This is a genomic window from Kordiimonas aestuarii (genome assembly GCF_025574465.1).
Lineage (GTDB): Bacteria > Pseudomonadota > Alphaproteobacteria > Sphingomonadales > Kordiimonadaceae > Kordiimonas > Kordiimonas aestuarii.
In genome coordinates, this window is sequence record NZ_JAOBPP010000015.1 from 87969 (window position 1) to 113318 (window position 25350).

Here is a 25350-nt window from a genome sequence, read left to right on the forward strand (position 1 = left end):
CTTGGAATTTCGCGTGAAAACTTTGCGCCTCTGTTAACGCAGAATGGCGGTCAGAACAAGCGGGATTGCGGGATAGGCCCGGCTATTTGTCAGCTTTCGCCTTCTTCCTCGAATTTGCGGAAGACAGGCAGATGGTCGCTCAGTTCCACCCACGGCATGCGTGTTTTGACATAGACATGGGCTTCGGGTTCAAACTCTGCCGCCTGATCAAGGAACAGGGCGTGAAAATGAATCTCCCCCGGCCATGCCTCGCCCTCGAACGAAACCGGGCTGCCGCAAGTACCGCAGAAGCGGCGTTTGACCCCGGGGCTGGACTTATAGAGCTTTGGGTCCTCACCCGTGAAGCGCACAGCCACGCGTTCAAACCCCACATAGGTCGCAAAGCCGGCGCTGGTCGCCTTCTGGCAACTGGGGCAATGACAATGGCTGGACCATTTGGCCCGCGCCACAATCTCCGCCTTCACACTGCCGCACAGGCACCGACCGGTATAATTGACCTCTTCACGCATGAAATTTTTTATCCTTATTTGTCATTGTCGCCGAAGAATTTATCGTAGGCTTTTTTGGTGCGCTCAAAGCTGCGGGTCACCACCGGGTCGTCCTTCACCCGGTCCCAATAATCGGCGAGTTTTTTATTTTCGCCAAAACCTTCAAGCCCGAAACGCGGCATCAAGGCACCGTACCAATACAGATGGGAAATCAACGCGCAGTCGGCAATCGTCCAGTTGTCCCCCACCGCGCGCGTACCGTCACCCATATATTTGCATGCATAGGCCAGCGCCTTGGGGATATCTTCCTCGCGCGCCTTGGCGATCTCATCATCCGTTGCGGTACCACCAAAAGCCACCCGCCCCATGGGGCGCACGGCTTCCGCATAATAAAGGTCCAGAATCCGGGCGATGGCACGGGCGTCGGTCGCTGCATCAAAGTCTTCAGGCGTTAATAGTGTGCCGCCCAATGTGCGGTCCAGATATTCGAGAATCACCTGCCCCTCGGTCAGGGTGCTGCCATCATCCTTGATCAGATACGGGATCTTGCCTAAGGGGTGCGCCTTCCAGTGCGCGTCTGACTTGAAACCCCCGTCCGGCATGCCGTAGTCAAGCTTGTCGGTCATACCCTTGATATCAAGGCCTATATACACGCGTTCAAAATAGGGTGATACACTTTCGCCCACCAGTTTCATCATCTTCCCTCTTCCCGTCGTCATGTTGCCTGCTGCGCTTTGGCCGCCGCGATGCGCTTGAGCAAAAACTCCAGCGCTGCCGCCATGCGTTTATGGCTCCTGACCACGATATCAGATTCCTTATGCTTGTCCCACCATGCAGCAAGTTTTGGCCGCCCTTCAAACACTGTCACTTCAAACTCCTTTAGGAAAACGAGGAAATGGAACATGTGCGGTATGAGTGCGGTGTCAGCAAAACTGAAAGCATCCCCCACCACATAATCGCCGCCACCAAGATAGCCCTCAATGAGGTCAAGCCCCAGCGGCAAGCCGTCCTCAACCGCCGCCTTGATAGCCGCTTCGTCCCGAATACCACGTGTGATGCTGCGCGCCAGCGATGAGGTGTGCGGTCCGACATAAAGGTCGATCGTGCGGCACACGAGCTTGGCCTTCGCGGCCTCAAGTGCCGTGGCGGGCATCAAGTCAGGCCCTTCGAACGTTTCGTTGAAATACTCGGCAATGACTTGCCCTTCGGGGATAAATTCCCCGTCCGGCAGGCGAAGATACGGGATCTTGCCGGTCGGGTTGGCAGCTTTCAGTTCCGGCGAGCCAAACGGCCCCGGAGGCAATGCCAGTTCCACTTCATCCAGCGCGCCCTTGACATCAAGGGTGATGACCGCACGTTCAAAATATGGCGACAGGCTGATGCCGACAAGCTGCATGTGACTATTCCTTATGTGGGTTTCCCTTAAAGGGAAAGTTGGTGCCGTATGAGGAGGAATGCAACCCCAAGCATGACAATCGTGATGATGCTGTCGAGCACACGCCATGTTACCGGTTTTGCAAACAGGGGCGCCGCGCGCCTGGCACCATATCCGATGGTGTAAAACCACATGACAGAGGCCAGAACGGCACCCAGAAGGAACATCAACCGCGCGGCATCCGTGTCATATTTCACGCTAACACCCCCAATCAGCACCATGGTATCCACGTAAGCCCAGGGGTTGAGCCACGCAAACGCCAGTGCGTGCAGGACGGCGATTTTTGCACCCCTGCCCGCCGCAGCACCAGCGGAAGCGTCTATGCGATCATCTGTTATGACATCGGGCCTGATGGCAGCCTTCAGACTTTTAGACGCAAACCACATAAGGAATGCAACACCGCCCCACCCGAGCCAGTAGGCAAGCGCCGGAAAGTCAGCGAAAAATCGCCCGACCCCCATCACACCAAGGCTGATCATCAAGGCATCCGAGACAAAGGTGGTGGTGGTAACGGCAAAGACATGGCGGTGCTTCAGCCCTTGCCTCAACACATAAAAATTCTGCGGCCCGATGGCAAGCAGAAGCCCGAACGAGACCACAAGCCCTTCCAGAAAAACCGGCAGCATAGAACCGCTCCTGCGCCTCGCAGGCCGACCCTCATCAGGCGAAGTGGCGCTGCATCCAGTCCATGATCGCGGTGTTTACATCATCCGCGCGTTCCTGCTGGCTCCAGTGCCCGCAGCCTTTGAGGTCGATACGCTCATAGGGCGTGCACATGCCAGCCATGGCATCAGCAATAACAGGTGGGCAGGCGCGGTCAAGGTCTGCGGTGATCATCAGACACGGCAGGTTCACATGCGGCAGTCTGCCACCTTCGAGGAAGCGTTTCTGGTCCTGCCAGTTAGCGGTAAAATTGCGGTACCAGTGGATGGGGCCGGTAAAACCGTTTTTCTTATATGCCTTGGCGTAGACAGCTGTCTCCCTGTCCGACAACAGCCGCTCACCGCCCCAGGCGTCTTCGCCTTTTTCCAATAGCCCCAACAGGTCAAGGCTTTTTTCCTCAAACGGCACGTCAGACTTCTGCACCTTGCCCTTGTTGGGTTTGCGCAAGAAAAACTTGAAAGTCTGCATCAGGTCGCGCTCAAGAATCGGCTCGCACGCGCCCTCTTCCTGAAAGCGCACGATATACATATCCTCGCCAAACCTTGCGCGGAACATGGCGACAGGGTCCATCGGGTAATGCGGCAACAGTGGCACATTAAGCCCGGCGCAGCCCAACACACGCTCCGGCATATAAAACGGCAGTTGCCACAGGATGATGGCACCCCAGTCGTGCCCCACGAACACAGCTTTCTCGATGCCGTAATGGTCCAGTAGGCCGCGCAGGTCGTCGGTCAATTTCTGCATGGTAAACTGTTGCACACCCTCAGGCGCGTCTGAAACACCATATCCGCGCTGATCAGGCGTAAAAACACTGTGGCCCGCTTCGGCAAAAGCGGTCATCTGCGCGCGCCAGCTATAGGCAATTTCGGGGAAGCCATGCAGAAAAAAAACGGCCGGCTTGCCACTCTCCGCTGGTTCCGGGCCCATGCGGTAAACGCCAAGTGTCACGCCATTTGTGGGCACCATCTCCGGTACTGGCCACTCTGTCATACGATCCTCCCCTTCCGGTAATCAGCCCAACACCGCACCGATAAAAAGTGCGGTGATGGCCAGCGGCGCAATGATGCGCACCACCATGTACCAGAGGGTAAATAGCCTGCCATCCGCCATCGGCAAGGCTGCACGCACGTCATCGCGTCTCAGCGCCCAGCCGATGATCAGACAATAGGCAAGGCCGGAAAGCGGCAGGATAAAGTTGCTGACGCCTTCGCGGATCAGGTCAAAGGCCGTCAGCCCGTCAAAGCCAAGGGCTGCAAGCGGGTATACTTCCCGTCCGTCCGAGAAGGAATATACCGTGGCAAGGCTGGCAATAAAGGCTGTACCCGCCATCAGGCAGGCAGCAAACGGGCGCCCGGTGCGGCCCTCCGTCATGCGCGCCACCGTGGGAGCAAGCAGCGAAATGGATGATGTCACCGCTGCAAAGGTCAACAGCAGGAAAAAAGCAAAGGCAACAAAGGCGCCGCCGGGAATTTCGGTGAAGATGATCGGCAGGGTCAGGAACACAAGCCCCGGTCCCGCCGTAGGTTCCACACCACTGGCGAACACCAGCGGGAAGATGGCAAGCCCGGCGGCAAGCGCTACAAACAGGTCCATCGCCACGATCCAGAAGGTGGCGCGCGGCAGTTTCACGTCATCGCCCATGTAGGAGCCATAGGTCATAATGCCGCCCACCCCCACACCAAGGGTGAAAAACGCCTGTCCTACAGCTTCGAGGAACAGGCGCGAGGTGAAATTGATCTCATGAAAACCAAACAGAAAATCGACCGCACGGCCCATATCGCCGGTTTGCCCGCTATAGATCACCAACCCGATCAGCATAACAAACAAGGTGGGCATCATAACCTTGCCCGCGCGCTCAATCCCGGTGCGAATGTCGAAGGAAACGATGGCCGCTGTGAAGGCCATGAAGACCGCGGACCATAAGGCCATGGCCAATGGGTCAGCTTTGAAGTCCGCGTCCAGCGCGACAACCGCACCTTCGGGCCAGCCAGCAAACCCGCCCTGAAGCGCGATCAGGCCGTAATACATCGCCTGCCCGGCAATCACGGCATAAAAGCTGAGCACCATGATCGTGCCCACAAGGCCAATCCAGCCTATGGTGGGCCAACTGAGCTTCGCGCCAATGCTGGCTTGCAGTTCACCAAGCGCTGTGGGTGGGCTGGCCTTGCCCATGCGGCCAATCAGCATTTCCGCCATGAAGGCGGGCCCTGCCACAAACGCCAGCGCAAGCAGGTAAATAAGCACAAAACCGCCGCCGCCATTGGCACCAGCGACATAGGTAAAACCCCAAACGTTGCCCAGTCCGACGGCGGACCCTGCCGCTGCAATGATAAATGCCAGCCGTGATGTGAAGGACGGGTAGGCCCCCTTCGCCTGCATGCGCTCTCCCCTTACGCTTTTATGCTCCGTACAGTGTGTCCACGGCGCGGATTGCGGCGTCAACTGCGCCGTTGACATAAGCGTAGGCGGAACTGTCGGAATTGGCGATGGCTAATTTGCCGACCGGCTTGCGCGCCTCGATATGCGGGCCTTTTTGCGGGCTCCAGTCGCCGTCATAAAGCTCATTATATTCATAGGCATAGCCGTGTGGCCACCGGTTGACTGTAATGCCTGCGATATCGCGTTCTGCGTCAAAACCATAAGGGCCGAAGGCCTGGGTGAGCTCATTCACAATGGCGGTCTCGAAGTCCTCGAACGTAAGGGCATACATCTCATAGCGACCCGCCTTGTGCTGTTCGCGCGAGGTCAGGCCCGGAGATGTTGGTACATAGGTCATATGCAGCATGATCGGATCTTCGGGCTTGGCGGCGAAAGAATAGCCGCCCATCGAAACCGGGAAATCCAGCGAATAGTTGGAGAACAGGGCACCGGGCGTGAACACATAATGTACACCGGCGTTTTTGAAGGCCTGCCAGTTCCTCAGCGCCACGTTTATGTAGGCAAGCGGTACCTTCTCGGGCCAATCCAGCAGTTCGCGTTGTTTTTCACCAAGTTCGGGCATGATGAACGGCAGGATATGGTTATAACACGCCATAATGCCCGCGCGCGCTTCCACGCGTTCTACCTTGCCGTCGCGCACGTAGGTGACCTCAACGCCCTTGTCGGTATTCATCGCCTGCACAGCGGTTGAAGACAGGCGAATGCGCACCTTGTTTTCAGCCCCGTCAAGCCGGTCATAGTGTGCGCGGGTCAGCACTTCGTCTTCCATCGTGTGCGCTGGCAGCGCGTCGGGGATCAGCTTGGCAACCGCGAGGCGCGCAACGCCTGCGTTGCCGTCCGGGAAGTGGAAAATATAGGGCTCGTCCCAATGATACGGTTTGGGCACCGCCTGAGGGTCCAGCCCCAGACCAAGCGTTCCGCCCTGGCCCAGCCGCAAGGCTTCAAGGCCCGAGATCGCGTCCCAGCCAAGACCCCAAAGGCCGGTCATCTCATTGCGCATCAGCGCAAGCGCATCCTCGCCAAACCCGCCAAACTCCTGCATACAGTGCTCATAGGAATGGCTGCGCAGATAGTCGACCTTCTCATCGCGGCTCATGTGCGCCAGCCAGTCGGGCTGGTCCACCAGCCAGCGATGCAGGGCTTTTTTGTCCTCCGCACCAAGCGGCAGCTTCCCGATCATGGCGGCGACACGCTTTTTTCCATCAGCGTCATAGGCTGCCCAAACAGCAGACGAACCGCCCCCCGGTCCCACCGGGATCATCTCACCGCCAGGGAAACGGTCCGGGTTTGGGTGCACAGCCACACCAAGGCCGGCCCGTTCATAAAAGGTCTGGTCAAAATAACGGTAGAATTTTTCCGTATCGATGCCCAGTGCCTGAAGAAACGCGCGTGAGCCTTCGCTGTAATGCGCTGGTCCTTCAAGCGTCTGGCTCCCGCCATAACCGACCAGCATTTTACCGTCTACGTTGAATTCGTTGCGTTTGGCATGGCCGCCGAAATCATCATGGTTGTCGATGATCAGGATACGGGCGTCCGTACCCAGCTTCTCCTGCGCCAGCACAGCACTCGCCAGCCCGCTGATACCAGCCCCCACGACCACAAGATCATAAAGCCCGTCTGTCGCATCTTCAGGCCGCTCGTAGGTTTTACCTTCCCACGAGATGGCGTGGGCCACTTCAAAGCTGCCCACGTGGCTGCCGCGCATGCCGGTTTTGGCTGGTGGATATGTCCATACACCGTCTGACTTCACAAGCCCTTCGGCCATTGCCGCCACCGGGCTCAAGCCCACGGCAAGGCCCGTTAGCGCCACGCCGTTCAAAAAATCGCGTCTGTTGATGCCCCTGAGCTTGGACATGATATCCCTTTCCCCTCACAAGATGGCGCTACCCCTAGCGCCACCACGCGGGAGCATATCGCGTTTACGCAAACAGCAAAAGAGAAATGTGATCACATTATCGCACGAGATTACAGCAGTACCTCAATGTGCTTGCGGATGGCTTCGGGTTTGTCGGTTGGTGCAAAGCGTTTGACCACATCACCATCCTTATTGACCAGAAACTTGGTGAAGTTCCACTTGATGCCTTCTGTGCCCAAGACACCCTTTTTCTGTGCCTTCAGGTGCTTGTACAAGGGGGCGGCACCTTCGCCGTTCACGTCAATTTTGGCAAACATCGGAAAGCTGACACCATAGTTGACCTGGCAAAATTCGCCAATCTCATCATTGCTGCCGGGATCCTGGCTACCGAACTGGTTACAGGGGAAACCAAGGATAACAAGGCCCTTGTCCTTCAGGTCCTTATAAAGTGTTTCAAGCCCTTCGAACTGGGGCGTGAATCCGCATTTGGACGCCGTGTTCACAATCAGCAAGACCTTACCCTTATAGTCGCTCAGGTCTTCGTCCTTGCCGCTCAGGCGTGCGCAGGTGAAATCGTGAACCGTTGTCATTGGCGTGCTCCCTTATGCTTCATGCCCCATAATGGTAGCGCAAGGCATAAGGATAGCAAGCCCAGCCTAGCCGTCATGCCGCGCACGTACCAATTTCGCCACCACCAGCTCAAGCCGCTTGATCTCCCGCATCATGGAGGAGCGGTTCATCTCAAGCCATTGCCACTGCTTGAGCGCCACCTGCGCGTTCAGCGTCACGATAAACCAGATACCCCAGAAAACCCGGTCATCCAGTCCTGCCGCCACATAAAAGCGGTAGCCGCACCAGACCATGAAACCGGTAACCACCAGCGTGATGAAGCCGGTGAGCCACATCCAGCGTCGCAGACCGCCAGTGAACGCGGCCGCCACCATATCCGGCAGGCCGTCTTCACTGGCAAGCAGTTCATCTATTTCGTCGGTTTCGCGTTCAAGCTCCTCACGGATACGTTCATCAAGGTTGTTCATTATTGTCTCCTGTCATTTGCTGTCGTAACTGGGCCCGGGCCCGATGAAGCCGTGACTTGACGGTGCCGATGGGAACCTCCAGCACCGCTGCCATTTCTGAAAGCTTCATGTCCTCAAGATAAAAGAGCGTCAGCACAACGCGGTCACCGGCACCAAGCAGGGCCATATGGTAGTTGAGCTGATCGTTGGTTGCCAATTCCGGCTCTCCGGAACCTGTTTCGAGGTTGGCATCGTCAAGCGAGGCAGGAATGTCCCCTCGCCTGCGCACCAAATCCACCAGCCGCCATCGCACCGCCCGGTATATCCAGACACGGAAAGCACGCGGATCTTCCATTGTGCGCAGATTCCGCGCAAGGCTGACCCAGGCTTCCTGCACCGCGTCATGCGCCAGCCCACTATCTCCGGACAGCCGGTAAGCAAAACGTGTGAGCGGCAGGTTGTAGCGCTTGAAAAGACCGGCGAAAGCCTGCCTGCATCCCCCCTTTGCCTCCAGAACAAGCAGATCTTCTTCTGCGCGGGTATCGGTCATGGGCATCCTGGTGCATCCTTTTCTATTCCCTAGGGACGCAACAGAACGGGAAAAGGTTCACGTAAGGGTCAAATTTTTTCCGGCAGGTGCAGGCTGCCACGGATCACCTCAACCGCAAAGCCGGCCATTTTCACCCGGGACGCACCAACCTCAAGCCACAGGTCACCCCCACGCAGGGATACCTGGCGCGCAAAGAACTGCGTTTTGCCAAGGCGGTCGGCCCAATATGGCGCGGACACACAGTGTGCGGAGCCTGTGACCGGGTCTTCCGGTATGCCATGGTTGGGGAAAAAACAGCGCGAGACAAAGTCTGCGTCGCCGTCGCCCGGTGCCGTTGCGATAAAGCCGTATGGCGCAAATGCCCTGAGCGCGAGTTGGTCAGGCACCAACGCAGCAATATCGGCGGCGGAACCATAGACAAGCAAAAGGTCACGGTCTCCCTCATCGCTTTTCAACACAGTATCCGGTTCGGCGCCCATCGCCGCCCCCAGCCCCTCGGGGCAAGGAAAAGGGGCGGGTTTATAATTGGGGAAATCAAGGCACAGCTTGCCATCCGCTTCACGCGTCACAGCCATGGTGCCGGACCGGGTCTCGAAACGGACCTTGCTCAGGTCGGGCTCGAGATGATTGAAAACCACATACGCGCTGGCGAGCGTGGCGTGCCCGCATATTTCAATCTCAACCGTGGGGGTGAACCAGCGCAGGTCATAGTTTCCTGCCCCGCGTCTCACGATAAAGGCGGTTTCCGCAAGGTTGTTCTCGGCCGCGATGGCTTGCATCGTCCTGTCTGAAAGAAAAGCGGGCATAGGGCACACCGCCGCCGGGTTGCCGGTAAAGGCCCGGTCGGTGAAGGCATCTATCTGATAGAAGGCTATCTCGGTCATCTGGCTCCCTCAGGCTTTAAGCCATGCCTCCAGGGCGTCCATGTCCTTGGCAGCGAACCCCAAGCGATAGTCACCGCCTTTTTCCCACACAGGCCGCTTGATCAGCGCCTCATGTTCAAGCATCAGGGCCGCAGCCTTACCGGCATCCATATCGGCCTTTGCGTCGTCATCCAGCTTGCGCCAGGTGGTGCCCCGTGTATTGAGAAGCGCTTCGTAACCTATTCCATCCATGAAGCGGGCCATCTGGCCAGCATCAAGCCCATCTGCCCGGAAATCATGAAACCTGTGCTCCAGCTCTTCGGCCTCAAGCCACTTGCGGGCCTTTTTGACGGTGTCACAGTTCTTGATGCCGTATAGTGTGATCATGCGTCTTCCTCTCGCATCAACTCCCGCACTGTGAGCGCGTCCGACTGGGGGCTTGGCGGGTCCATGTGGATGAAAATTTCAGTATCGCGAAAATACTCGCTCAATGTTGCTTCGACCTCATCCGCAATAATATGGGCAGCGTCCACTGTCATCTCGCCGGGCACCTCAATATGCATCTGGATGAATCGATCTCGGCCGGACGATCGCGTTTTAAGCTCGTGCAGCCCCTGCACCTCCGGGTGCCCCATCACCACATTGAAGATGATTTCACGTTCCTCGTCCTCAAATTCCTTGTCCATCAGCATATCGATCGCCGGTTTAGCGACTTCATAAGCACCATAGAGGATATATCCGCCAATCAGCACGCCAAAAATACCGTCAGCATACAGGAAGCCGGTACTGGAGATGAGTGCCGAAGCGATGACAGAACTGTTCAGCAGCAGGTCGCCCTTATAGTGCAGATGGTCGCCAGCAATGGCGATGGACCGCGTCTGCCTGACCACATAACTCTGGAACAATACAAGGCAAAGCGACAAGAGAACTGCGAGCGCCGATGCGCCGATCACAAGGTCGGAGCGCTCAGGCATCACCGGCTCCCATATGCGGGACACCGCTTCAAGGGATATATAGACCGCCGAGCCTGTCATCACCGCTGCCTGAAACAGGCCCGCCAGCGCCTCTGCTTTGCCATGGCCAAAACGATGATCGTCGTCTGGCGGGATAAGGGCAAGGCGTACGGCGAACATGGTGACGAGCGACGCCGCAAGGTCAAGCGATGAGTCTGCCAGTGACCCCAACATGGCGACAGAGCCCGATAACCACCACGCCATAGCCTTGGCTGCCACGAGAGTGGAAGCAACGCCAACCGCTGCCCAGGTGGCCATTTTCATCAGTCTGCCTGCTTGCTCTTTTGTCACGGCGGCTTGCTCCTCTCGCATAAGAGAGATGGGTAGCCGATCCGTCGCACGCGGCCAAGAAAAAACGCCCCGCTGGTATGCGGGGCGCCTCAATATTCGGTACTGTAAAAATATACTCGAAACTCGAAAATACTTAGTGCAGCTTGCTTTCAACGTCAGCAATCGCGCGGTCAACAAGAGTGCCGCCTTCCTTGCCTTTCAGCTTGTCTGCAAACACGGCAGACGCTGCTTCAACAGCCGCGTTCACCGCAACTGCTTTAACTTCCTTCACGGCGTGGGCTTCAGCCTGCGCGATTTTCGCTTCAGCGGCGCGGGTGCGTCGCGCAGCCATGGCTTCGATGTCAGCTTTCGCTTCTTTTGCCATGATTTTCGCGTCTTCCTTCGCCTGAGCCACCATATCGGCTGCTTCTTTTTCAGCGTCACGGCGCTTGCGCTGATATTCGTTCAGAAGCTTCTCGGCTTCCTCGCGAAGTTCCTGCGCTTCATCAAGCTGTGCACGGATCGACGTCGACCGCTCATCAAGCATCGCCGCGATATTTTTGTGCGCCTTTTTCCAGACAACGCCGCCGACAAACACAGCAAATGAACCTGCCACCCAGAAAGTGGGGTCCATGTAAAAGGGTACGCCAGATGCCATCATTAAGCTCCCTTCACGCCGCTGAGAGCCGCTTTCGCAGCTTTTGTCGTGTCTTTGCTGTCAACTTCGATCCCGGCAAGCTTCGAGACCAGTGCAGCCGCGACTTCGCCAGCCACCTGATCGATGCCAGCCAGTGCTTCCGCACGGGCAGCGTCGATACGGGCTTCAGCCTCCGCCGCCTTAGCACCGAGTGTCGCATCAAGCTCGGCCTGAGCTTTGGCAATATCCGCCTGAATGCTTTCCTTGGTCGCCAGAATGGTTTCCTGCGCTTTTTTGCGTGCTTCCGTAACGGATGCCTCGTAGGCCTCCTTCACGTCTTCAGCCTCTTTTCTGAGACGCTCAGCCGTATCCAGGTCGGTCGCAATCCGCTCTTCACGTTCTTCCAGAACCTTTGTCACACGTGGCAGGGCCATGCGGGACACGATCACAAAAAGAACGATAAAGCTCAGGAACAACCATACGAGCTGGCTCTCAAATGTTGTGGCGTCGAACTGTGGAAGCCCACCTTGCCCGTGGTCAGCCACTTCGGTGTGCGTTTGTGCCATAGCCTGTCTCAATCGCTTTAGTATGACCACAGAACACCAAGGGTGCCCATGGCCGGATCACTGTCGCCCCGGACATTGCTGCAAGCAGCCTGCCGGGGCAGAGCCTCAAGTCGTCGTGGATTAAACGACGAAGAGAAGCAGAATAGCGATAAGCAGGGCGAAAATGCCAAGTGCTTCAGTCAGTGCGAAGCCCAGAAGCAAGTTGCCGAACACTTTCGGAGCAGCAGACGGGTTGCGAAGCGCGCCCGACAGGAAGCTACCGAAGATGTTACCAAGACCAATACCAACACCGGCAAGCGCGAGGGTTGCGATACCAGCACCAATCATTTTTGCAGCTTCAACGTCCATTTTTCTCGTTCCTTCATTTATGAGAAGATTTGGATTATCTCTAAGTTAAACTTTTTTCCTGAAACCTTAGTGTGCAGGGTGCAGCGCATCATGCAGGTAGATACAGGAAAGGATGGCGAATACATATGCCTGCAGGAATGCGACCAGAAGCTCGAGACCCACAAGGAAGATATTGAAGGCGAAAGGCAGCACAGCTGCGCCCGCGCCAAGGATGCCGGCAGCACCAAGGCTGACGACGAAACCGGCAAACACCTTCAGCATGATGTGGCCCGCCATCATGTTGGCGAACAAACGTACCGACAGGCTGATAGGGCGCGTGAAATAACTCAGCACCTCAACCGGCACAATCAGCAGATACAGGGGTACAGGCACGCCTGAAGGCACAAAGAGCTTCAGAAACCCGGCACCATGCTTCATGAAACCAAGGAGCGTCACACCCGCAAACACAACCAGCGCAAGCGCAAGGGTCACGATGATGTGGCTCGTAATTGTAAAGCTGTAAGGCAGCATACCTGCAAGGTTACCGCCCAGCACGAACATGAAAAGCGTGAAGATGAAAGGGAAATACTGCTTGCCTTCGCGGCCCACGTTTTCTTTCACCATATTGGCAACGAACTCGTACGCCATCTCAACCATGGCCTGCCAGCGCCCTGGCACCAGTGCACTTTTGCGCATGCCACCCACCAGAAACACGGTGAGAGAGGTTACAACAATAACCATCCAAAGGGAGCTGTTGGTGAAGGAAGCATCTACCCCGGCGACTTCCATTTCGGCGTACGGGGTGATTTTAAACTGCTCAAGAGGTCCTGCCACGGCTACCATCTCTTTTATTTAGGGCAACCCGCATCATGCGGATCGCGGTCAATCTTTGTCGGCTTTATCAGCCCTCTTTGCCCTTTTCAGCGCCTCCGCTTCCATCTCGCGGTTGGCATCAGCCTGCATGCGCATGGCATCGCGGATAACATTCCGTAGCCCCGCACCAAAGCCAATAAGCAGAAACAGAATCAGGAAAAGCGGAGACGTGCCAAGCCACTCATCAAGGTTGACGCCGAGGATCAGGCCTACGACCACACCGACAACCATGTGAACGCCCATCGTCAAGGCTCTTCCCAGTGGCGACGCCGGTACATCGGCATCGTGTGACTGGGCCTTTTGACGGGCGCGGCTCAAGCGCGCATCAAGGGAAGTCAGTTCAGGGTCCTTATCGTCCAAACCCATCGCCTGTTGCCCCCTTTGTGAAACCGCGTTTGACCAACGTTTCTGCCGGGCCACCCCCTCAACGAGGAAGCGCCATAAAAGGCGCCTGCAACATAGTGAACGCCCCTACCCGTGTCAAGAACCAATAAAAATAAGTTAAGTGTTTGTTTTTATTGAATATTCATGAAAACAAACACTTAACCTGCCTCGCGCAATTCCTCCGCGCGCTCAAGGTCAACAGATACCAGGGTGGAAATACCCCTTTCAGCCATCGTCACGCCGAACAGCCGTTTCATCCGGGCCATGGATACCGCATTGTGGGTGACGATAAGGAAGCGTGTATCGGTACGGTCGATCATTTCATCCAACAGGTTACAGAAGCGTTCAACATTCGCGTCATCTAGCGGTGCATCCACTTCGTCAAGCACACAAATGGGTGCCGGATTGGTAATAAAGACCGCAAATATAAGGGAAAGGGCGGTCAGCGCCTGTTCTCCGCCCGAAAGCAGCGACAAGGCCTGCAGGCGCTTGCCTGGCGGGCTGGCAAATATCTCGAGACCTGCGTCCAGCGGGTCATCGGATTCGGTCAATTCAAGGTGAGCGGCACCGCCGCCAAACAAGCTCTTGAACAGTTCACCAAAGTGGTTGTTCACCACCTCAAATGCCGCCAGAAGGCGGGTACGCCCTTCGCGGTTCAGATTCGATATCGCCTGTCGCAAACGGGCGATCGCGTTTTCGAGGTCGGCACGTTCGCTCGTCAAATGCGTGAGCTGTTCGTCAATTTCAGTCAGCTCTTCGTCTGCGCGCAGGTTCACAGCACCCAGGCGGTCACGCTCACGCTTGAGCTTATCAAGCCTGCTTTCAAGCACGCTTGCATCCGGTAGGCTGTCACTGGCTTCAAGCCCCACTTTTTCAAGGAGATGCGTCGGCGCACATTCAAAACGCTCCCCTACTTGTGTGGCAATATCCTTGCGGCGGCTGACAGCATTTTCAACCGCAGCTTCGGCGCGGATCTGCCGCTCTCGCGCGGTTGCCTGCCCTTCGCTTGTCGCCTTGAGCGCCTGATCCTTCTGCGCCAGCTCGGCTTCCGCCGCTTTCAGTTTGTCACTGGTATCGCGCCGGGTTTTGTCCGCCACATCGATGGCGTCAAGAAGTGCCTGACGGCGCGCTTCCATGTCTTCCGGGCTGGCCTCCGCGGCAGCGAGTTGCCGTTCGGTATCCGCCTGGCGCTCGTCAAGCGCCGTGAGTTGCTTACTGGCGCTTTTAACGCGAAGTTCCCACGCGCCCGATTCGGTGCGGATGGCATTGAGACGGTCGTTCCTGACATCGGCCTCGCGGCGCAGGCTGTCATAGCTGGCGCGCGCATGGCTCAGGTCCGCACGCAGCGCTTCAACCTTGCTCCGCATCACCTGCAGTTCTTCTTCAAGCTTCGCGTTCTGCGGCAGTTCGGCGACCTTCTCATCGATCGTCGCTTGCCGTGCGAGGCTTTCTTTTTCTTCTTCCGCAAGGCGGGCCAAGGTGTCCTTGAGCATGGCAACCTTGCTTGCGCGTCGGCTGGCTTCCTGCTCAGCGCTCACAAGCGCCCTGCGTGCCTCGCCCAGCGCCTTCTCCGCATCGCCCCGCACCTGCCGCTGAGCGGCCTCCGCATCACGCGCTTTCTGATGTGCGTCAACTGCCGCCGCGGCAGCAGCTCCCGCGCTGGCCGCTTTTGTCTCTGCGCCCTCAAGCTGGTGCTCAAGTGCGGCCAACCTGTTCTTGCGCTCAAGCCGGATCGCAGCTTCGGATGGCGCACCCGCGCGCTGGCAGAACCCATCCCAGCGCCACAAGGCACCGTCCATGGACACCAGCGTCTGGCCCGGCTTCAGTGCGCTTGCAATACGGTCGCCATCTGCCCCATCCCTCAAAAGCCCGGTATAGGCCACGCGACGCGCCAGCACGTCCGGCGCTTCAAGGTGCGGTGCAAGCGGGCCAACGCCGTCGGGCCAGTCCGGTACCGGCAGCGTATCCCGCGCTGCCCAGAAACGGGGCGCGTCGCCCGCCATACCTGCTTCAGCATCGTCACCAAGCGCGGCACCAACGGCAACTTCAAAACCCGGCTCCGCCCGCACATCGGCTGAGACAGGCACATCGTCCCCCTCGCCCTCGCTTTCAAACATGCGTCTCAGGCTCGTAACCTCACCGGTAAGGGTTTTCACCCTGCCTTCAAGCTCTGATTTTACCGCGTCGGCATCGTTTCGGCTGGCGCGGGCCTGCTGGGTCGCGGCCTCAGCCCCAGAGAGCGCTTCACCGGCATGTGTCAGCCGTTCTTCCTGCTTGGCGACAGCGCCTTCCGCCGCCTTCAGGGCTGACAGCACCTCATCCTCTGCGGTGATCGTGTCCATCTCGCCCCTCAGCCGGACCTGCTCTGCCTCCAACTGCGCGGTGCGGCGCGCGATGGCAAGCTTGTCGCTTTCCAGGCTTGAGCGCCGGGCGCGGGCCTGGGCGGCCTGCTCGGACAGGGTGTCATACTCTGATTCGGCCGCGCTGGCTGCCTTCGCGGCACCGTCCAGCGTCTCACGCGCCTTGATCTCATTTGCTTTTTCACTGTCGCGCGCCTTTTCAAGCCTTTCGCGTTCAGCCTTCAGGCGGTCAACGGCGGCTGTGGCGTCGCCTGCAATGTCCTGTTCGCGCGCACGGTCAGCGGCAACCTGTTCAAGCGCAGCGCGCAGGCTGGCCGCAGCCTCCTTCCGACGTTCCGCCTCCTTTTCCAGATTCTCGCGCTCGATGGTCAGGCGTTGCAGCGTGGCTGCGGCCTCAGCGTCTGCGTCCCTTAGAGGTGGCAGGGTTGCCGCCACTTCCGTCTGCTCTTTCGAGAGCCGCGCAACAACTTCAGCGACTTCCGCCGTGGCTTTCTCCGCCTCGCGCATGGTGCGCTCAAGCGTGATGACCTCCTCGGACGCCAGTTTCCACTTGAGATACAGGAGACTGGCCTCAGTCTTGCGAATATCGCCTGAAATATCGCGGTATCGGACCGCCTGCCGCGCCTGCCGCTTCAGGTTTTGCACCTGGCTTTCCATCGCCTGGATAACATCCTGCAAGCGGGTCAGGTTGCCCTCGGCACCCCGCAGACGGCTTTCGGCTTCCTTGCGGCGGGTGTGCAGGCCGGAAATACCTGCGGCCTCCTCAAGGATAGCGCGCCGATCCTGTGGCTTGGCGTTAATCAGCGCGCCGATCCGCCCCTGGCTGACAAGCGCCGGTGAATGCGCGCCGGTTGCCGCGTCGGCAAACAGCAGCTGCACGTCTTTCTGGCGCACGTCCTTGCCGTTGATGCGGTAGGCGGAACCACTTTCCCGCTCGATCCGACGGGTAACCTCGATAAAGTCTTCGTCGTTATAGTCGGCTGGTGCCGATCGGTCCTGATTGTCGATAACAAGGGTAACTTCGGCCATATTGCGCGGGGAGCGTTTATCGGTACCGGCGAAGATCACATCATCCATGCCCGAACCGCGCAATGATTTCGCGCGGTTCTCACCCATTACCCAGCGGATAGCTTCAAGAAGGTTGGATTTACCGCAGCCGTTAGGGCCCACGACACCGGTCAGACCACGCTCGATATGAAGCTCGGTCGGATCGACGAAGGACTTGAACCCGGATAATCGCAAACGCGAAAAACGCATGGCTGCGCCAAACTCCCCCTAACTCAAACCAAAAGCCACGGCGCCCACCCCGGCACCGACCAGCCGACGCCCCCTAGCTTGCGTCGTCGATGGCTTTTTCCATTGTTTCCATCAGATCATCGAAGGTCGTGAATTCAACCCGCTCACCGTCAACAAAAAAGCTGGGCGTGGAATTGACCTGATAGTCGTCAATCGCTGTTTTGGTCAGCGACATCAGGTGCTTGTGCATGTCCTTGTTGTTCACGCAACGGTCAAATTCAGTGCGGCTGATACCCACACGCCGCGCAAGCGACGCCAGTTCATCCCCCGGGTTTTGCGACCGTGCCCAATCATACTGGCGGGCGAAAAACAGGCCCATCAGCTTTTGGGTGACTTCCATGTCGCCACAGCGCGCAGCGGCGGAAGCTATCAGATCAACCCGGTTCATGATGAAATTGCGGTAAAGTACGCGGACCTTGCCGGTCTCGATATATTTTTTCTTGAATTCGGGGAAGACGTCCTTGGCAAAGGTTGCGCAGTGCGGGCATGTCAGCGAGGCATATTCGATCACGGTCACCGGCGCGTCGGCATCGCCATAAATGATATCACCCCATGTGCCCTGTTCGGCACCCGCTTCGGCAGGCACCTCTGTCGGCGCCATTGAAACGACTTCACCCTCGGTCGCTGCCTTGTCGTCACTTTGATCACCGCACGCCGCAAGCATCAGAAGCGCTGCCGCAGCACTGGTCACACGAAGGGAAAATGCGCTCTTATTGTAGTTCATGACTTCTCCACCCACTATATATTGTGTTTACATCGCATTGAAGGCGGTGACGAGTCTTTTTTGAAGCCCGTCGCCCTGATGATTTAGGAAATTATTGTGCGGCCTCGATCGCGTCCTTGAGGTCTTCATAGGAATGCATATCGATTTTGGCACCATTCACCAGAATGGCTGGCACAGCGTTGATCTGGTAGCTCTCGATGCCGAAGTTGCGCATCTCAACCATATGCTCCTGCAGGGCACGGTCCGAAATGCAGTTGCCCAACTCTGTCTGGCTGACACCAGCGTCTCCGGCGATCTCGGCCATTACCGCGTAAGGATTGTCTGACGTCATCCATTCTTTCTGGCGTTCAAAAAAGGTTTCCGTCATTGCCTTGGTGGTGTCCGCACTTGTGGTGCAGCGCGTGGTAACAGCAACCGCCATGTCGTAGCGGTCCCGCACGAAGTTACGGAAGATGAACTTCACCTTGCCGGTGTCGATATAATCGGCTTTCAGCTGCGGTAATATCTCGCGGGCAAAGCGGGCACAATGCGGGCAGGTAAAGGAGCCATATTCAATAACCTCCACTTTGGCGGTCTTGTCCCCATAGGTAAGCTCGCCTCTCAGGCGAGGCCCTTCCGCACTATCTTGTGCGTGTGCGACCGGAGCGAAGGCAAGAAGGATGGCGGCCAGTACTGCTTTTTTTAACACGTTCATATCCCATTTGTTATTGGTCTTTTTTTGTACCCGAGAAAACATACTCCCCCAGGCTTTTAACCGCTTCGCGTAGCGGGCTCAACTCTCCATCACCCACAAGCGTGTGCAAATTTTGGCTTGCTTCCGCGCTTAGGGGCTTTTTTTCCAGAAGCGCTTTGTGAGTACGCGCCGGCAGCGGGCCCTGCTTCACCTCAAGCTTGGCGACGGCGGCATAGCCAAAGAAGCTGTTCACCATCTCGATTACCCGGCCTGCCTTATGGCTCAGAAGCGGCGCAAAAGCGGATTCACACCTTACAACAAGCGTCGCCCCCATGCGTTCGCCTCGTGGGAAACGAAGGCTGACTGGCACGGTGCTGGCGGCAAGCTCAGGCCCCACGATATGCGCCCACCGGGTCACCACCTCAATCTGGGCAAAGCCCTTGGCTCGCATGGCGGGCGTGACAAGCGAACGCGCGACAGCAGAAGCGCTTGCGGTATATTTCCGGCGCTCGGGCTGCTTTTTTTTATCGCCAGTTTTTTTGTCCGGCGGCTTCGCCATGTGTCTCGCCCACCATTTGTGCTGTGTGCGGCCATTTTACTTGCAAGTCTATAAGGCCACGCTATGGTCCTGTGCTACCTGATGGCCCGGCCCCGGGCAAGGACAAACGGAAGACTTCAGCGCCTTGTGATCATGAGTATCGCCGACAAACTTCTTGACTGGTACGACGCCAACCGCCGCAGCTTGCCATGGCGATCAGCACCCGCTGACCATGCTGAGCCCTACCACGTATGGCTGTCTGAGATCATGCTGCAGCAGACCACCGTTGCCACTGTAAAGGGATATTTCGAGAAATTTCTGTCACGCTGGCCCACAGTCGTCGCCCTTGCCGCCGCGCCACTTGAAGATGTTCTGGCTGAATGGGCTGGCCTTGGCTATTACGCCCGGGCACGCAACCTGCACAAGTGTGCGAACGTTATTACAACAGGCCATGATGGGCGCTTCCCTGAAACAGAGGCCGAACTGCGCGCGCTACCGGGCATTGGCGACTATACCGCCGCCGCCATCGCTGCCATCGCCTTTGGCGAAAGCGCCGTGGTTGTGGACGGCAATGTGGAACGGGTGGTCAGCCGACTGTTTCGCGTAAGTGAAGCCCTGCCCGCCGCCAAAAAGCAGATCAAGGCCCGCACCGCTGAGATTACACCAGCGCAGCGTGCGGGCGACTTTGCACAGGCAATGATGGACCTCGGGTCAGCCGTTTGCACCCCGAAGAAACCCAAATGCCTGCTGTGCCCGCTTCACCGCGACTGTGCCGCCAAGGCCGAGGGCGACATGGAGAAATATCCCGTCAAGGCACCAAAGAAGGTGAAACCCACGCGTAGGGCCATCTCCTTCTGGCTGGTCCATGACGGCGATGTTCTGCTGGAACGCCGCCCCGTCAAGGGCCTGCTTGGCGCGATGCCGGGCCTTTATTCAACGCCCTGGGTGGAACGGATTGACTTCCCGGTAAAAGCCGAATGGCTGGAGCACGTACCAACAGATGATTACTGGAAACCGCTTGAGGGACTGGCCAAGCACACCTTCACGCATTTTCATCTGGAAACACAGCTTGTGGCCGCCAAAGCCAGCGCAAGGCACAATGTTGAAAACGGTTTCTGGCATCCACTTGACGGGCTTGAAAACGTGGGACTGCCCACAGTGTTCAAGAAAATCGCCCTGCTGGCGAGATCATCTTAATTTTCCTGTAAAGGGGGAGCCACCCGCCGCCACGAAGTTATCACCGCCCCAACAAGGCAAATGACTGCGATGGCCGCCAGTATAGCGTTTTGATACCATATGGCCTTTGCAAGCAGCATTGAGCCTATTCCCGCCACAAGCAACCGTGCAAAACGTCGCCAATCATGTGAAGGGCGCGGATCAAATTTCGCGCCTGTTTCTGTTTTGTGACGATTTCCCAGACAATGTTTTCTCACGAACTTTTCACCCACCAGAACCAGCGAAGAAAACAACACGGCAACCACGCCGGTAACCACAAGCCGATGCAATCCGGCAAGGGCACCAAGTTCTTCACTTAATAAGATAATACCCATCGTCAGCATGAAGCCCGCCGAATACATGAGAGACAATATCTGCGTTAGCTTTAGCCGTTCCGCATCGGACACCTCATAGCCCTGCCGCCAGTTCCTGACATAAAAAAGCCGTCCCTCTGTATTGCGTAGAAATGCGGTTTCATAAGCGTCAAAAAGGTCAAACATGAATTCCCCAGTACCTAAAGGCGATAGAATATTTATATAATATGCACTTTTAAAACTATAACGAGAAAATGAAATGAAAATGGGCCGCGCGAGCGGCCCATTCTTTCAACGTATGCATCAAAAAGTGAAAAGCCTGATATCAGGCCTCCCGATATCAGGACTCAAGGTATGCCGGTGCCTTTTTCGTGGCCTTGGCGGCTTTCTTGGCCTTCTTGTCGAGGGCCGGTTTCTTCTTCGCTTCTTTTTTGGTACTTCGCTCTTTGCTCATTCTATTCTCCAAACAAGCAATCGGCGCAGGCTGTCAAGCCTCGCGCCAGACCGGGGCGACCGACGGGCCGCACGGATGTCCGGTATCTGAAAGGATGTCGGTATCGCGCCCTTAAAATCAATACAGATTAGAAAAGATTGTGAATGCACGCAAAGTTCAATTTACCATAAAACAGGCGCCCTCCCCGGGCAGGGAGAGCGCCTTTGATCAGCCATGCAGACGGGCATCCGCACAGCCGGAGGTAACTTTTCAGTCTTTCTTGCGTAACTTTTGTCGTGCCCATCGCCAGGCTGAATAAAACCTGCCGCTTTCAAACCTTTTGCGCCGCGCCATACGACGGGCAAACCCCGCAAGAGAGGAAAAATACTGAGCCTGTTCGGCAAGAGACAGCGGCGGCTGCACATCGGGTGGTGCCAGAAGCTCATCCCGGTACGCTTCAAGTAGCGGATCACTGTATTCATGTGGGGCGCCCTGACATATTGCCGTAAATATATCGGCCATCAATGCGGTGTTCATCTTCATACCACCGAACTCGCGGTAATAGGCATCCCGTGTTCGCCGAAAATCACCGCCAGATTTGTCACATTCGATCGCCGCAAGCATGACCTGAATAACGGGGTCCATGCTGCGATTGCTTTCGTCCGCCATCTTCGATTTTACAGCGGGTTCAGGAATGCCAAGAGCGGCGAAAAAACCCGGGACAAGATTTTTTTTCTCTCGTTCATAAGAGCGAACATCAAGCGTTATCCCGGGGACAAATTTCTGCCAACGCGCAAGCAGCGCGTCATAGTTCAGGTTACGCTGTATGATCAGGGGTAAAAGCCTCGCGGGCGTACGCCTGTCGGCATATTTCAGATGCTGCTGGAACGCGCTACGGGCATAACCGTATATATTGCGGAAATACACAATAACTACAATTTCGTGCCCTTTTAGCCCATCGAGAATGGTCGCGATTTCTGGTTCTGACGCATTGGAGAAACCCTCGCCAGACAGAAGCAGGGATTGACAGCCCTGCTTCTCGGCATCTGTAATGGCATTGCCTAAAACTGCTAACGCTGCCTCCGCCTGCCCATACTGTACCAAGCGCCAAAGATGGGAATGCTGCCGCGCTACCTTATTCTCCTTCAGCATGACCGGCCAGAATACGCCATACTTGCGCAGGAGATTAACATTCTCCCGTGCAAACGCCTGAATGGAAGTGGTGCCGGTTTTGTGCATTCCTATATGCAGATAGATTTTCATTACTCATATCCTGTGGCGCGAGGCAAATCCGTCGCAACCCGAGCACCGTAACCGATTGGTTTAGTTCAGTTCCGCGCGCACCTGCTGGCGGAAAATGTCGATCGGCAGCAGTTCGCCCTTCTTCTCAACGTGCCAGAAAGTCCAGCCATTGCACGCTGGCGCACCCTGTACACTGGCGCCCACCTTGTGAATGGAACCTTTTTCAGCTTCCGAGATCAACGTACCGTCGGTGCGCACGCGGGCAGCATAGCGGCGGTTGCTGTCATAAAGGGTAGTGCCCGGTGTGATCAGCCCACGCTCCACGATGGAGCCAAAAGGCACACGCGGTTCGGCGCGTTTACTGGTCGTATAACCAAGCGCTTCGTCATCCAGTTGCTCAATGCCCGAAATACGCTCGCGCGCGACCTTGATGTAACCTGTCTCGCGCTCGATCCCGATATAATTGCGACCAAGCATTTTGGCGACAGCGCCGGTGGTGCCGGTACCAAAGAACGGGTCAAGCACAACATCACCCGGCTTGGTGGAAGACATCAGCACACGGTAGAGAAGCGATTCCGGTTTCTGCGTGGCATGGGCCTTCTTGTCACCAGACTTCAGGCGTTCCTTGCCTGAGCAGATCGGTAGCGTCCAGTCGGAGCGCATCTGAGTATCATCATTCATGGCTTTCATGGCGTCATAGTTGAAAGTGTATCCACCCTTGTCCGCCGATTTTGCTGCCCAGATGAGCGTCTCGTGTGCATTGGTGAAACGCGTACCGCGGAAGTTTGGCATCGGGTTCGACTTGCGCCAGATCACGTCATTCAGGACCCAGTATTCAAGGTTCTGCAGCGCAGTGCCGACGCGGAAGATATTGTGGTATGAGCCAATCACCCAAATGGTGCCGGTATCCTTGAGGCAACGACGCGCAGCCGCAAGCCAGCGGTATGTAAATTCGTCATACGCATTAAAGCTTGAGAATTTATCCCATGCGTCATGTACCCCGTCGACCTTGGAATTATCCGGCCGCGACAAGGTTTCCTTGAGCTGCATGTTATAAGGGGGGTCTGCAAAAATAACGTCGACCGACTTTTCGGGCAGCGCGTTCATCACATCGATACAGTCGCCCTGAACAATTTTGTTCAAAGGCAGCGTTTTAAGCCCGCCACCCGTGCGGGTCGCGCTTTTTGCTTCAGCCATCAATTTTCTCCGTCCCGGTTACAGGCCCCGTCCCTGGAGCCAACAGGCTGAAACTGCCCAATTCCGGGCGGCATTTTTGCTCAAGTTTCAGCAAACCATTGAGGAGATTATGATTCCGACTCGATTCGACGTCAAGCGATTCTTTAAGATGAATCAGCTAGTTATAGGCTATTCTTCATTCAAAATCTGCCGAATCGGCGCAAAAGTTTTCCGGTGATAAGGGCTCACACCCACAAGTTTTAGTGCGGCCATATGTTTGGCAACACCATATCCTGCGTTTGAGCCCCAACCGTATTCCGGATGATTTTCGCCGAGTTTTTTCATCAGTCGGTCGCGAAAAACTTTTGCAACAATGCTCGCAGCAGCGATCGAAAGCGACCGGGCGTCCCCTTTGACGAGGGTACGTGTGTGTATCTCAAGCCCCGGTGCGCGGTTCCCGTCTACCAGCGCGGCAGCCGGCGTTATCGGCAGCCCCGCCACTGCCCGGCGCATCGCCAGCATGGAAGCTTCAAGGATATTGATCTCATCAATCTCGGCCACCGAGGCATCGGCGACCGAAACCGCGATGGCGCGTTCATGGATCAGGTCATAAAGAGCCTCCCGCTTCCTTTCAGACAGCTTTTTACTGTCATTCAACCCCGCGGGTATGTAGCCAGGGTCAAGAACAACCGCTGCGGCAACAACCGGCCCAGCCAGCGGGCCCCGGCCCACTTCGTCCACCCCACATAGCGGAGAATAGCCTTCGCGCTCCAGAACGGCTTCAAAGCGCCAGTCAGGCGTCGCCGCCATATCAAGGCCACCATGTTCAAATAAATCCATCACCTTAACCGTTTCGTAAAGCACCCCGGTCCATATCTCGAAAGGGACTTGTGCCTTGACCATCGACCCACCAGCCCGGCATTCTGTGCCGCAAATTCACTCAAGCCGGACCATATTTGATATGCACCCGATTGCCAAAGCTTTTGACCGATACTGGCACCAGCTGAAAGGCGTCCGTAAAATTCCGCGCTTCCTTGATTTCAACATCAATGACGTGCCGGGTAACGCCTTGCCGTATATGTCGCTGCTGCAGGTGGAAAACAATCCACGGCGCTATCGCTACCGGCTGGCGGGCACGTCTGTTGTCGCGGCTTATGGTCAAGATCTGAGCGGTGTCTATCTGGACGAAATAGACACGGGCGGTCGGTACGATCGGTATGTACATAATTTCAATGAAGTGACGGACGACCGCGTCGTCAATCGCACCACTGACAAATATCTGATGGAAAATGGTCGGCTTTACAGCTTCGATGGTCATCTCTACCCATTTGAAGGGGTCGGCGGAGATGTCTCCCGCATCATCATCCTTGCGATTGATGACTGGACCGCCCTCAGATAAGCCAGCCAACAGCAAACGGAGTGAAAAAAAGGCGTTCCTTAGCGGATAAGGAACGCCCTCAGTGCTTGGGTAGGTTTAGGAAAGAATAGCAGAGCGCCGTGGAAGCAGCGCCCTTCACTCAAAACAAATAAGATACTCGGAACAAATAAGATTGGTCGGGCCGGGATGGGCGCTTGGGGCTAGGGTCAGGGGGTATCGTCCGCACCCCTGCCCGACCGGAACCTGCTGCTGCTCTAACACGTCGATGCACAGAGACTTGAGCTGGATGCAACAGCGGGTTCTAGGCTCTTCCGCTTAAGCTGCGAGCGGAACGCGTGCCAACCGAGCCGACCGCCGTTTGCGGCGCCAGGTGCGGGTCTCTGCCCGATGGCTTGTGGCTTGGGGTTGGGTGGCGACGGAGCGGGTGCCCGCATCGCGCATAAATTCGGTAAACATGTCTATCTCCTCGCTGTATATCGCAGTTTTCTGCTTCAGCTTTATATGCCGCATTTTATTTTTACGCGGCGTTGCTACTGTCGTGTTGCAGCCTTTTGTTTGGTTGAGTCTTTGCTCTCGGCTACATGTCTAATCTAGTGTTTAGCCCGTTTTGTTTCAATGGGTC

The 25350-nt window shown here is 56.7% G+C and carries 29 protein-coding genes; 2 read left to right on the plus strand and 27 right to left on the minus strand.

Annotated elements, in window-relative coordinates; genetic code table 11:
* Positions 1–89: 89 nt before the first annotated feature.
* From OEU85_RS04425 to OEU85_RS04530, 22 genes are all read right to left on the minus strand, one after another.
* Positions 90–509 carry a GFA family protein gene (locus OEU85_RS04425; RefSeq protein WP_262690240.1) on the minus strand — a complete coding sequence of 140 codons (420 nt, stop codon included), beginning with the start codon at positions 507–509 and terminating at the stop codon, positions 90–92.
* Positions 510–523: 14 nt separating this feature from the next.
* A complete protein-coding gene (locus tag OEU85_RS04430; RefSeq protein WP_262690241.1) occupies positions 524–1186 on the minus strand; it encodes a glutathione S-transferase family protein in 663 nt (220 codons plus the stop codon).
* Between the two features lie 17 nt (positions 1187–1203).
* Positions 1204–1884 carry a glutathione S-transferase family protein gene (locus tag OEU85_RS04435; protein ID WP_262690242.1) on the minus strand — a complete coding sequence of 227 codons (681 nt, stop codon included), beginning with the start codon at positions 1882–1884 and terminating at the stop codon, positions 1204–1206.
* A gap of 26 nt (positions 1885–1910) precedes the next feature.
* Positions 1911–2549: a LysE/ArgO family amino acid transporter gene (locus OEU85_RS04440; protein WP_262690243.1), complete on the minus strand. Its 639-nt coding sequence runs from the start codon at positions 2547–2549 to the stop codon at positions 1911–1913.
* A 34-nt stretch (positions 2550–2583) separates the two neighbouring features.
* On the minus strand, positions 2584–3576 hold the full coding sequence (locus tag OEU85_RS04445; protein ID WP_262690244.1) for an alpha/beta fold hydrolase: 993 nt from the start codon (positions 3574–3576) through the stop codon (positions 2584–2586).
* Positions 3577–3597: 21 nt separating this feature from the next.
* On the minus strand, positions 3598–4965 hold the full coding sequence (locus OEU85_RS04450; protein WP_262690245.1) for a sodium-dependent transporter: 1368 nt from the start codon (positions 4963–4965) through the stop codon (positions 3598–3600).
* A gap of 19 nt (positions 4966–4984) precedes the next feature.
* Positions 4985–6880: an NAD(P)-binding protein gene (locus OEU85_RS04455; protein WP_262690246.1), complete on the minus strand. Its 1896-nt coding sequence runs from the start codon at positions 6878–6880 to the stop codon at positions 4985–4987.
* Positions 6881–6990: 110 nt separating this feature from the next.
* Complete coding sequence (locus tag OEU85_RS04460; protein WP_262690247.1) at positions 6991–7470, minus strand: glutathione peroxidase; 480 nt, start codon at positions 7468–7470, stop codon at positions 6991–6993.
* A 66-nt stretch (positions 7471–7536) separates the two neighbouring features.
* Complete coding sequence (locus OEU85_RS04465) at positions 7537–7917, minus strand: DUF6768 family protein (protein ID WP_262690248.1); 381 nt, start codon at positions 7915–7917, stop codon at positions 7537–7539.
* Positions 7904–8446 (minus strand): RNA polymerase sigma factor, encoded by a 543-nt coding sequence (locus tag OEU85_RS04470; RefSeq protein ID WP_262690249.1) that lies wholly within the window; start codon positions 8444–8446, stop codon positions 7904–7906. Before OEU85_RS04470 ends, OEU85_RS04465 begins: the two co-directional genes overlap by 14 nt.
* A 68-nt stretch (positions 8447–8514) precedes the next feature.
* Complete coding sequence (locus OEU85_RS04475) at positions 8515–9330, minus strand: PhzF family phenazine biosynthesis protein (protein ID WP_262690250.1); 816 nt, start codon at positions 9328–9330, stop codon at positions 8515–8517.
* Between the two features lie 9 nt (positions 9331–9339).
* Complete coding sequence (locus OEU85_RS04480; protein WP_262690251.1) at positions 9340–9696, minus strand: ArsC family reductase; 357 nt, start codon at positions 9694–9696, stop codon at positions 9340–9342.
* Entirely contained in the window at positions 9693–10613 is a 921-nt protein-coding gene (locus OEU85_RS04485) for a cation diffusion facilitator family transporter (protein ID WP_262690252.1), read from the minus strand. Before OEU85_RS04485 ends, OEU85_RS04480 begins: the two co-directional genes overlap by 4 nt.
* Before the next feature lie 133 nt (positions 10614–10746).
* Positions 10747–11253 carry a F0F1 ATP synthase subunit B family protein gene (locus OEU85_RS04490; RefSeq protein WP_262690253.1) on the minus strand — a complete coding sequence of 169 codons (507 nt, stop codon included), beginning with the start codon at positions 11251–11253 and terminating at the stop codon, positions 10747–10749.
* Positions 11253–11795, minus strand: a complete 543-nt coding sequence (locus OEU85_RS04495; protein ID WP_262690254.1) for a F0F1 ATP synthase subunit B family protein — start codon at positions 11793–11795, stop codon at positions 11253–11255. The genes OEU85_RS04490 and OEU85_RS04495 overlap by 1 nt, the downstream gene beginning before the upstream one ends.
* 120 nt (positions 11796–11915) lie before the next feature.
* Positions 11916–12143, minus strand: coding sequence for a F0F1 ATP synthase subunit C (locus OEU85_RS04500; protein WP_020400691.1), 228 nt, complete (start codon positions 12141–12143; stop codon positions 11916–11918).
* Between the two features lie 66 nt (positions 12144–12209).
* Positions 12210–12965, minus strand: coding sequence for a F0F1 ATP synthase subunit A (locus tag OEU85_RS04505; RefSeq protein WP_262690255.1), 756 nt, complete (start codon positions 12963–12965; stop codon positions 12210–12212).
* Between the two features lie 39 nt (positions 12966–13004).
* A complete protein-coding gene (locus OEU85_RS04510; RefSeq protein WP_262690256.1) occupies positions 13005–13361 on the minus strand; it encodes an AtpZ/AtpI family protein in 357 nt (118 codons plus the stop codon).
* Between the two features lie 176 nt (positions 13362–13537).
* On the minus strand, positions 13538–16996 hold the full coding sequence (locus tag OEU85_RS04515; RefSeq protein WP_262690257.1) for a chromosome segregation SMC family protein: 3459 nt from the start codon (positions 16994–16996) through the stop codon (positions 13538–13540).
* Positions 16997–17069: 73 nt separating this feature from the next.
* Positions 17070–17759: a DsbA family protein gene (locus OEU85_RS04520; protein WP_262690258.1), complete on the minus strand. Its 690-nt coding sequence runs from the start codon at positions 17757–17759 to the stop codon at positions 17070–17072.
* 91 nt (positions 17760–17850) lie between these two features.
* A complete protein-coding gene (locus OEU85_RS04525) occupies positions 17851–18447 on the minus strand; it encodes a DsbA family protein (RefSeq protein ID WP_262690260.1) in 597 nt (198 codons plus the stop codon).
* A gap of 16 nt (positions 18448–18463) precedes the next feature.
* Positions 18464–18991, minus strand: a complete 528-nt coding sequence (locus tag OEU85_RS04530; protein WP_262690261.1) for a DUF721 domain-containing protein — start codon at positions 18989–18991, stop codon at positions 18464–18466.
* A 132-nt stretch (positions 18992–19123) separates the two neighbouring features.
* Between OEU85_RS04530 and mutY the strand changes: the two genes are divergently transcribed.
* Entirely contained in the window at positions 19124–20167 is a 1044-nt protein-coding gene (gene mutY, locus OEU85_RS04535; RefSeq protein ID WP_262690262.1) for an A/G-specific adenine glycosylase, read from the plus strand.
* Here the strand turns inward: mutY and OEU85_RS04540 are convergent.
* The 4 genes from OEU85_RS04540 to OEU85_RS04555 form a co-directional block, all read right to left on the minus strand.
* Positions 20164–20685 carry a hypothetical protein gene (locus OEU85_RS04540; protein WP_262690263.1) on the minus strand — a complete coding sequence of 174 codons (522 nt, stop codon included), beginning with the start codon at positions 20683–20685 and terminating at the stop codon, positions 20164–20166. The genes mutY and OEU85_RS04540 overlap by 4 nt on opposite strands.
* A gap of 517 nt (positions 20686–21202) precedes the next feature.
* On the minus strand, positions 21203–22195 hold the full coding sequence (locus OEU85_RS04545) for a hypothetical protein (protein WP_262690264.1): 993 nt from the start codon (positions 22193–22195) through the stop codon (positions 21203–21205).
* A 60-nt stretch (positions 22196–22255) separates the two neighbouring features.
* Positions 22256–23371 carry a site-specific DNA-methyltransferase gene (locus OEU85_RS04550; RefSeq protein WP_317277410.1) on the minus strand — a complete coding sequence of 372 codons (1116 nt, stop codon included), beginning with the start codon at positions 23369–23371 and terminating at the stop codon, positions 22256–22258.
* A gap of 168 nt (positions 23372–23539) precedes the next feature.
* Positions 23540–24253 carry a ribonuclease HII gene (locus OEU85_RS04555; RefSeq protein WP_262690265.1) on the minus strand — a complete coding sequence of 238 codons (714 nt, stop codon included), beginning with the start codon at positions 24251–24253 and terminating at the stop codon, positions 23540–23542.
* Between OEU85_RS04555 and OEU85_RS04560 the strand changes: the two genes are divergently transcribed.
* Positions 24246–24749, plus strand: a complete 504-nt coding sequence (locus OEU85_RS04560) for a PAS domain-containing protein (RefSeq protein ID WP_262690266.1) — start codon at positions 24246–24248, stop codon at positions 24747–24749. The two genes, OEU85_RS04555 and OEU85_RS04560, sit on opposite strands and share 8 nt — an antisense overlap.
* Positions 24750–25043: 294 nt before the next feature.
* Here the strand turns inward: OEU85_RS04560 and OEU85_RS04565 are convergent, their stop codons facing one another.
* Positions 25044–25184 carry a hypothetical protein gene (locus tag OEU85_RS04565; protein WP_262690267.1) on the minus strand — a complete coding sequence of 47 codons (141 nt, stop codon included), beginning with the start codon at positions 25182–25184 and terminating at the stop codon, positions 25044–25046.
* Between the last annotated feature and the right edge of the window lie 166 nt (positions 25185–25350).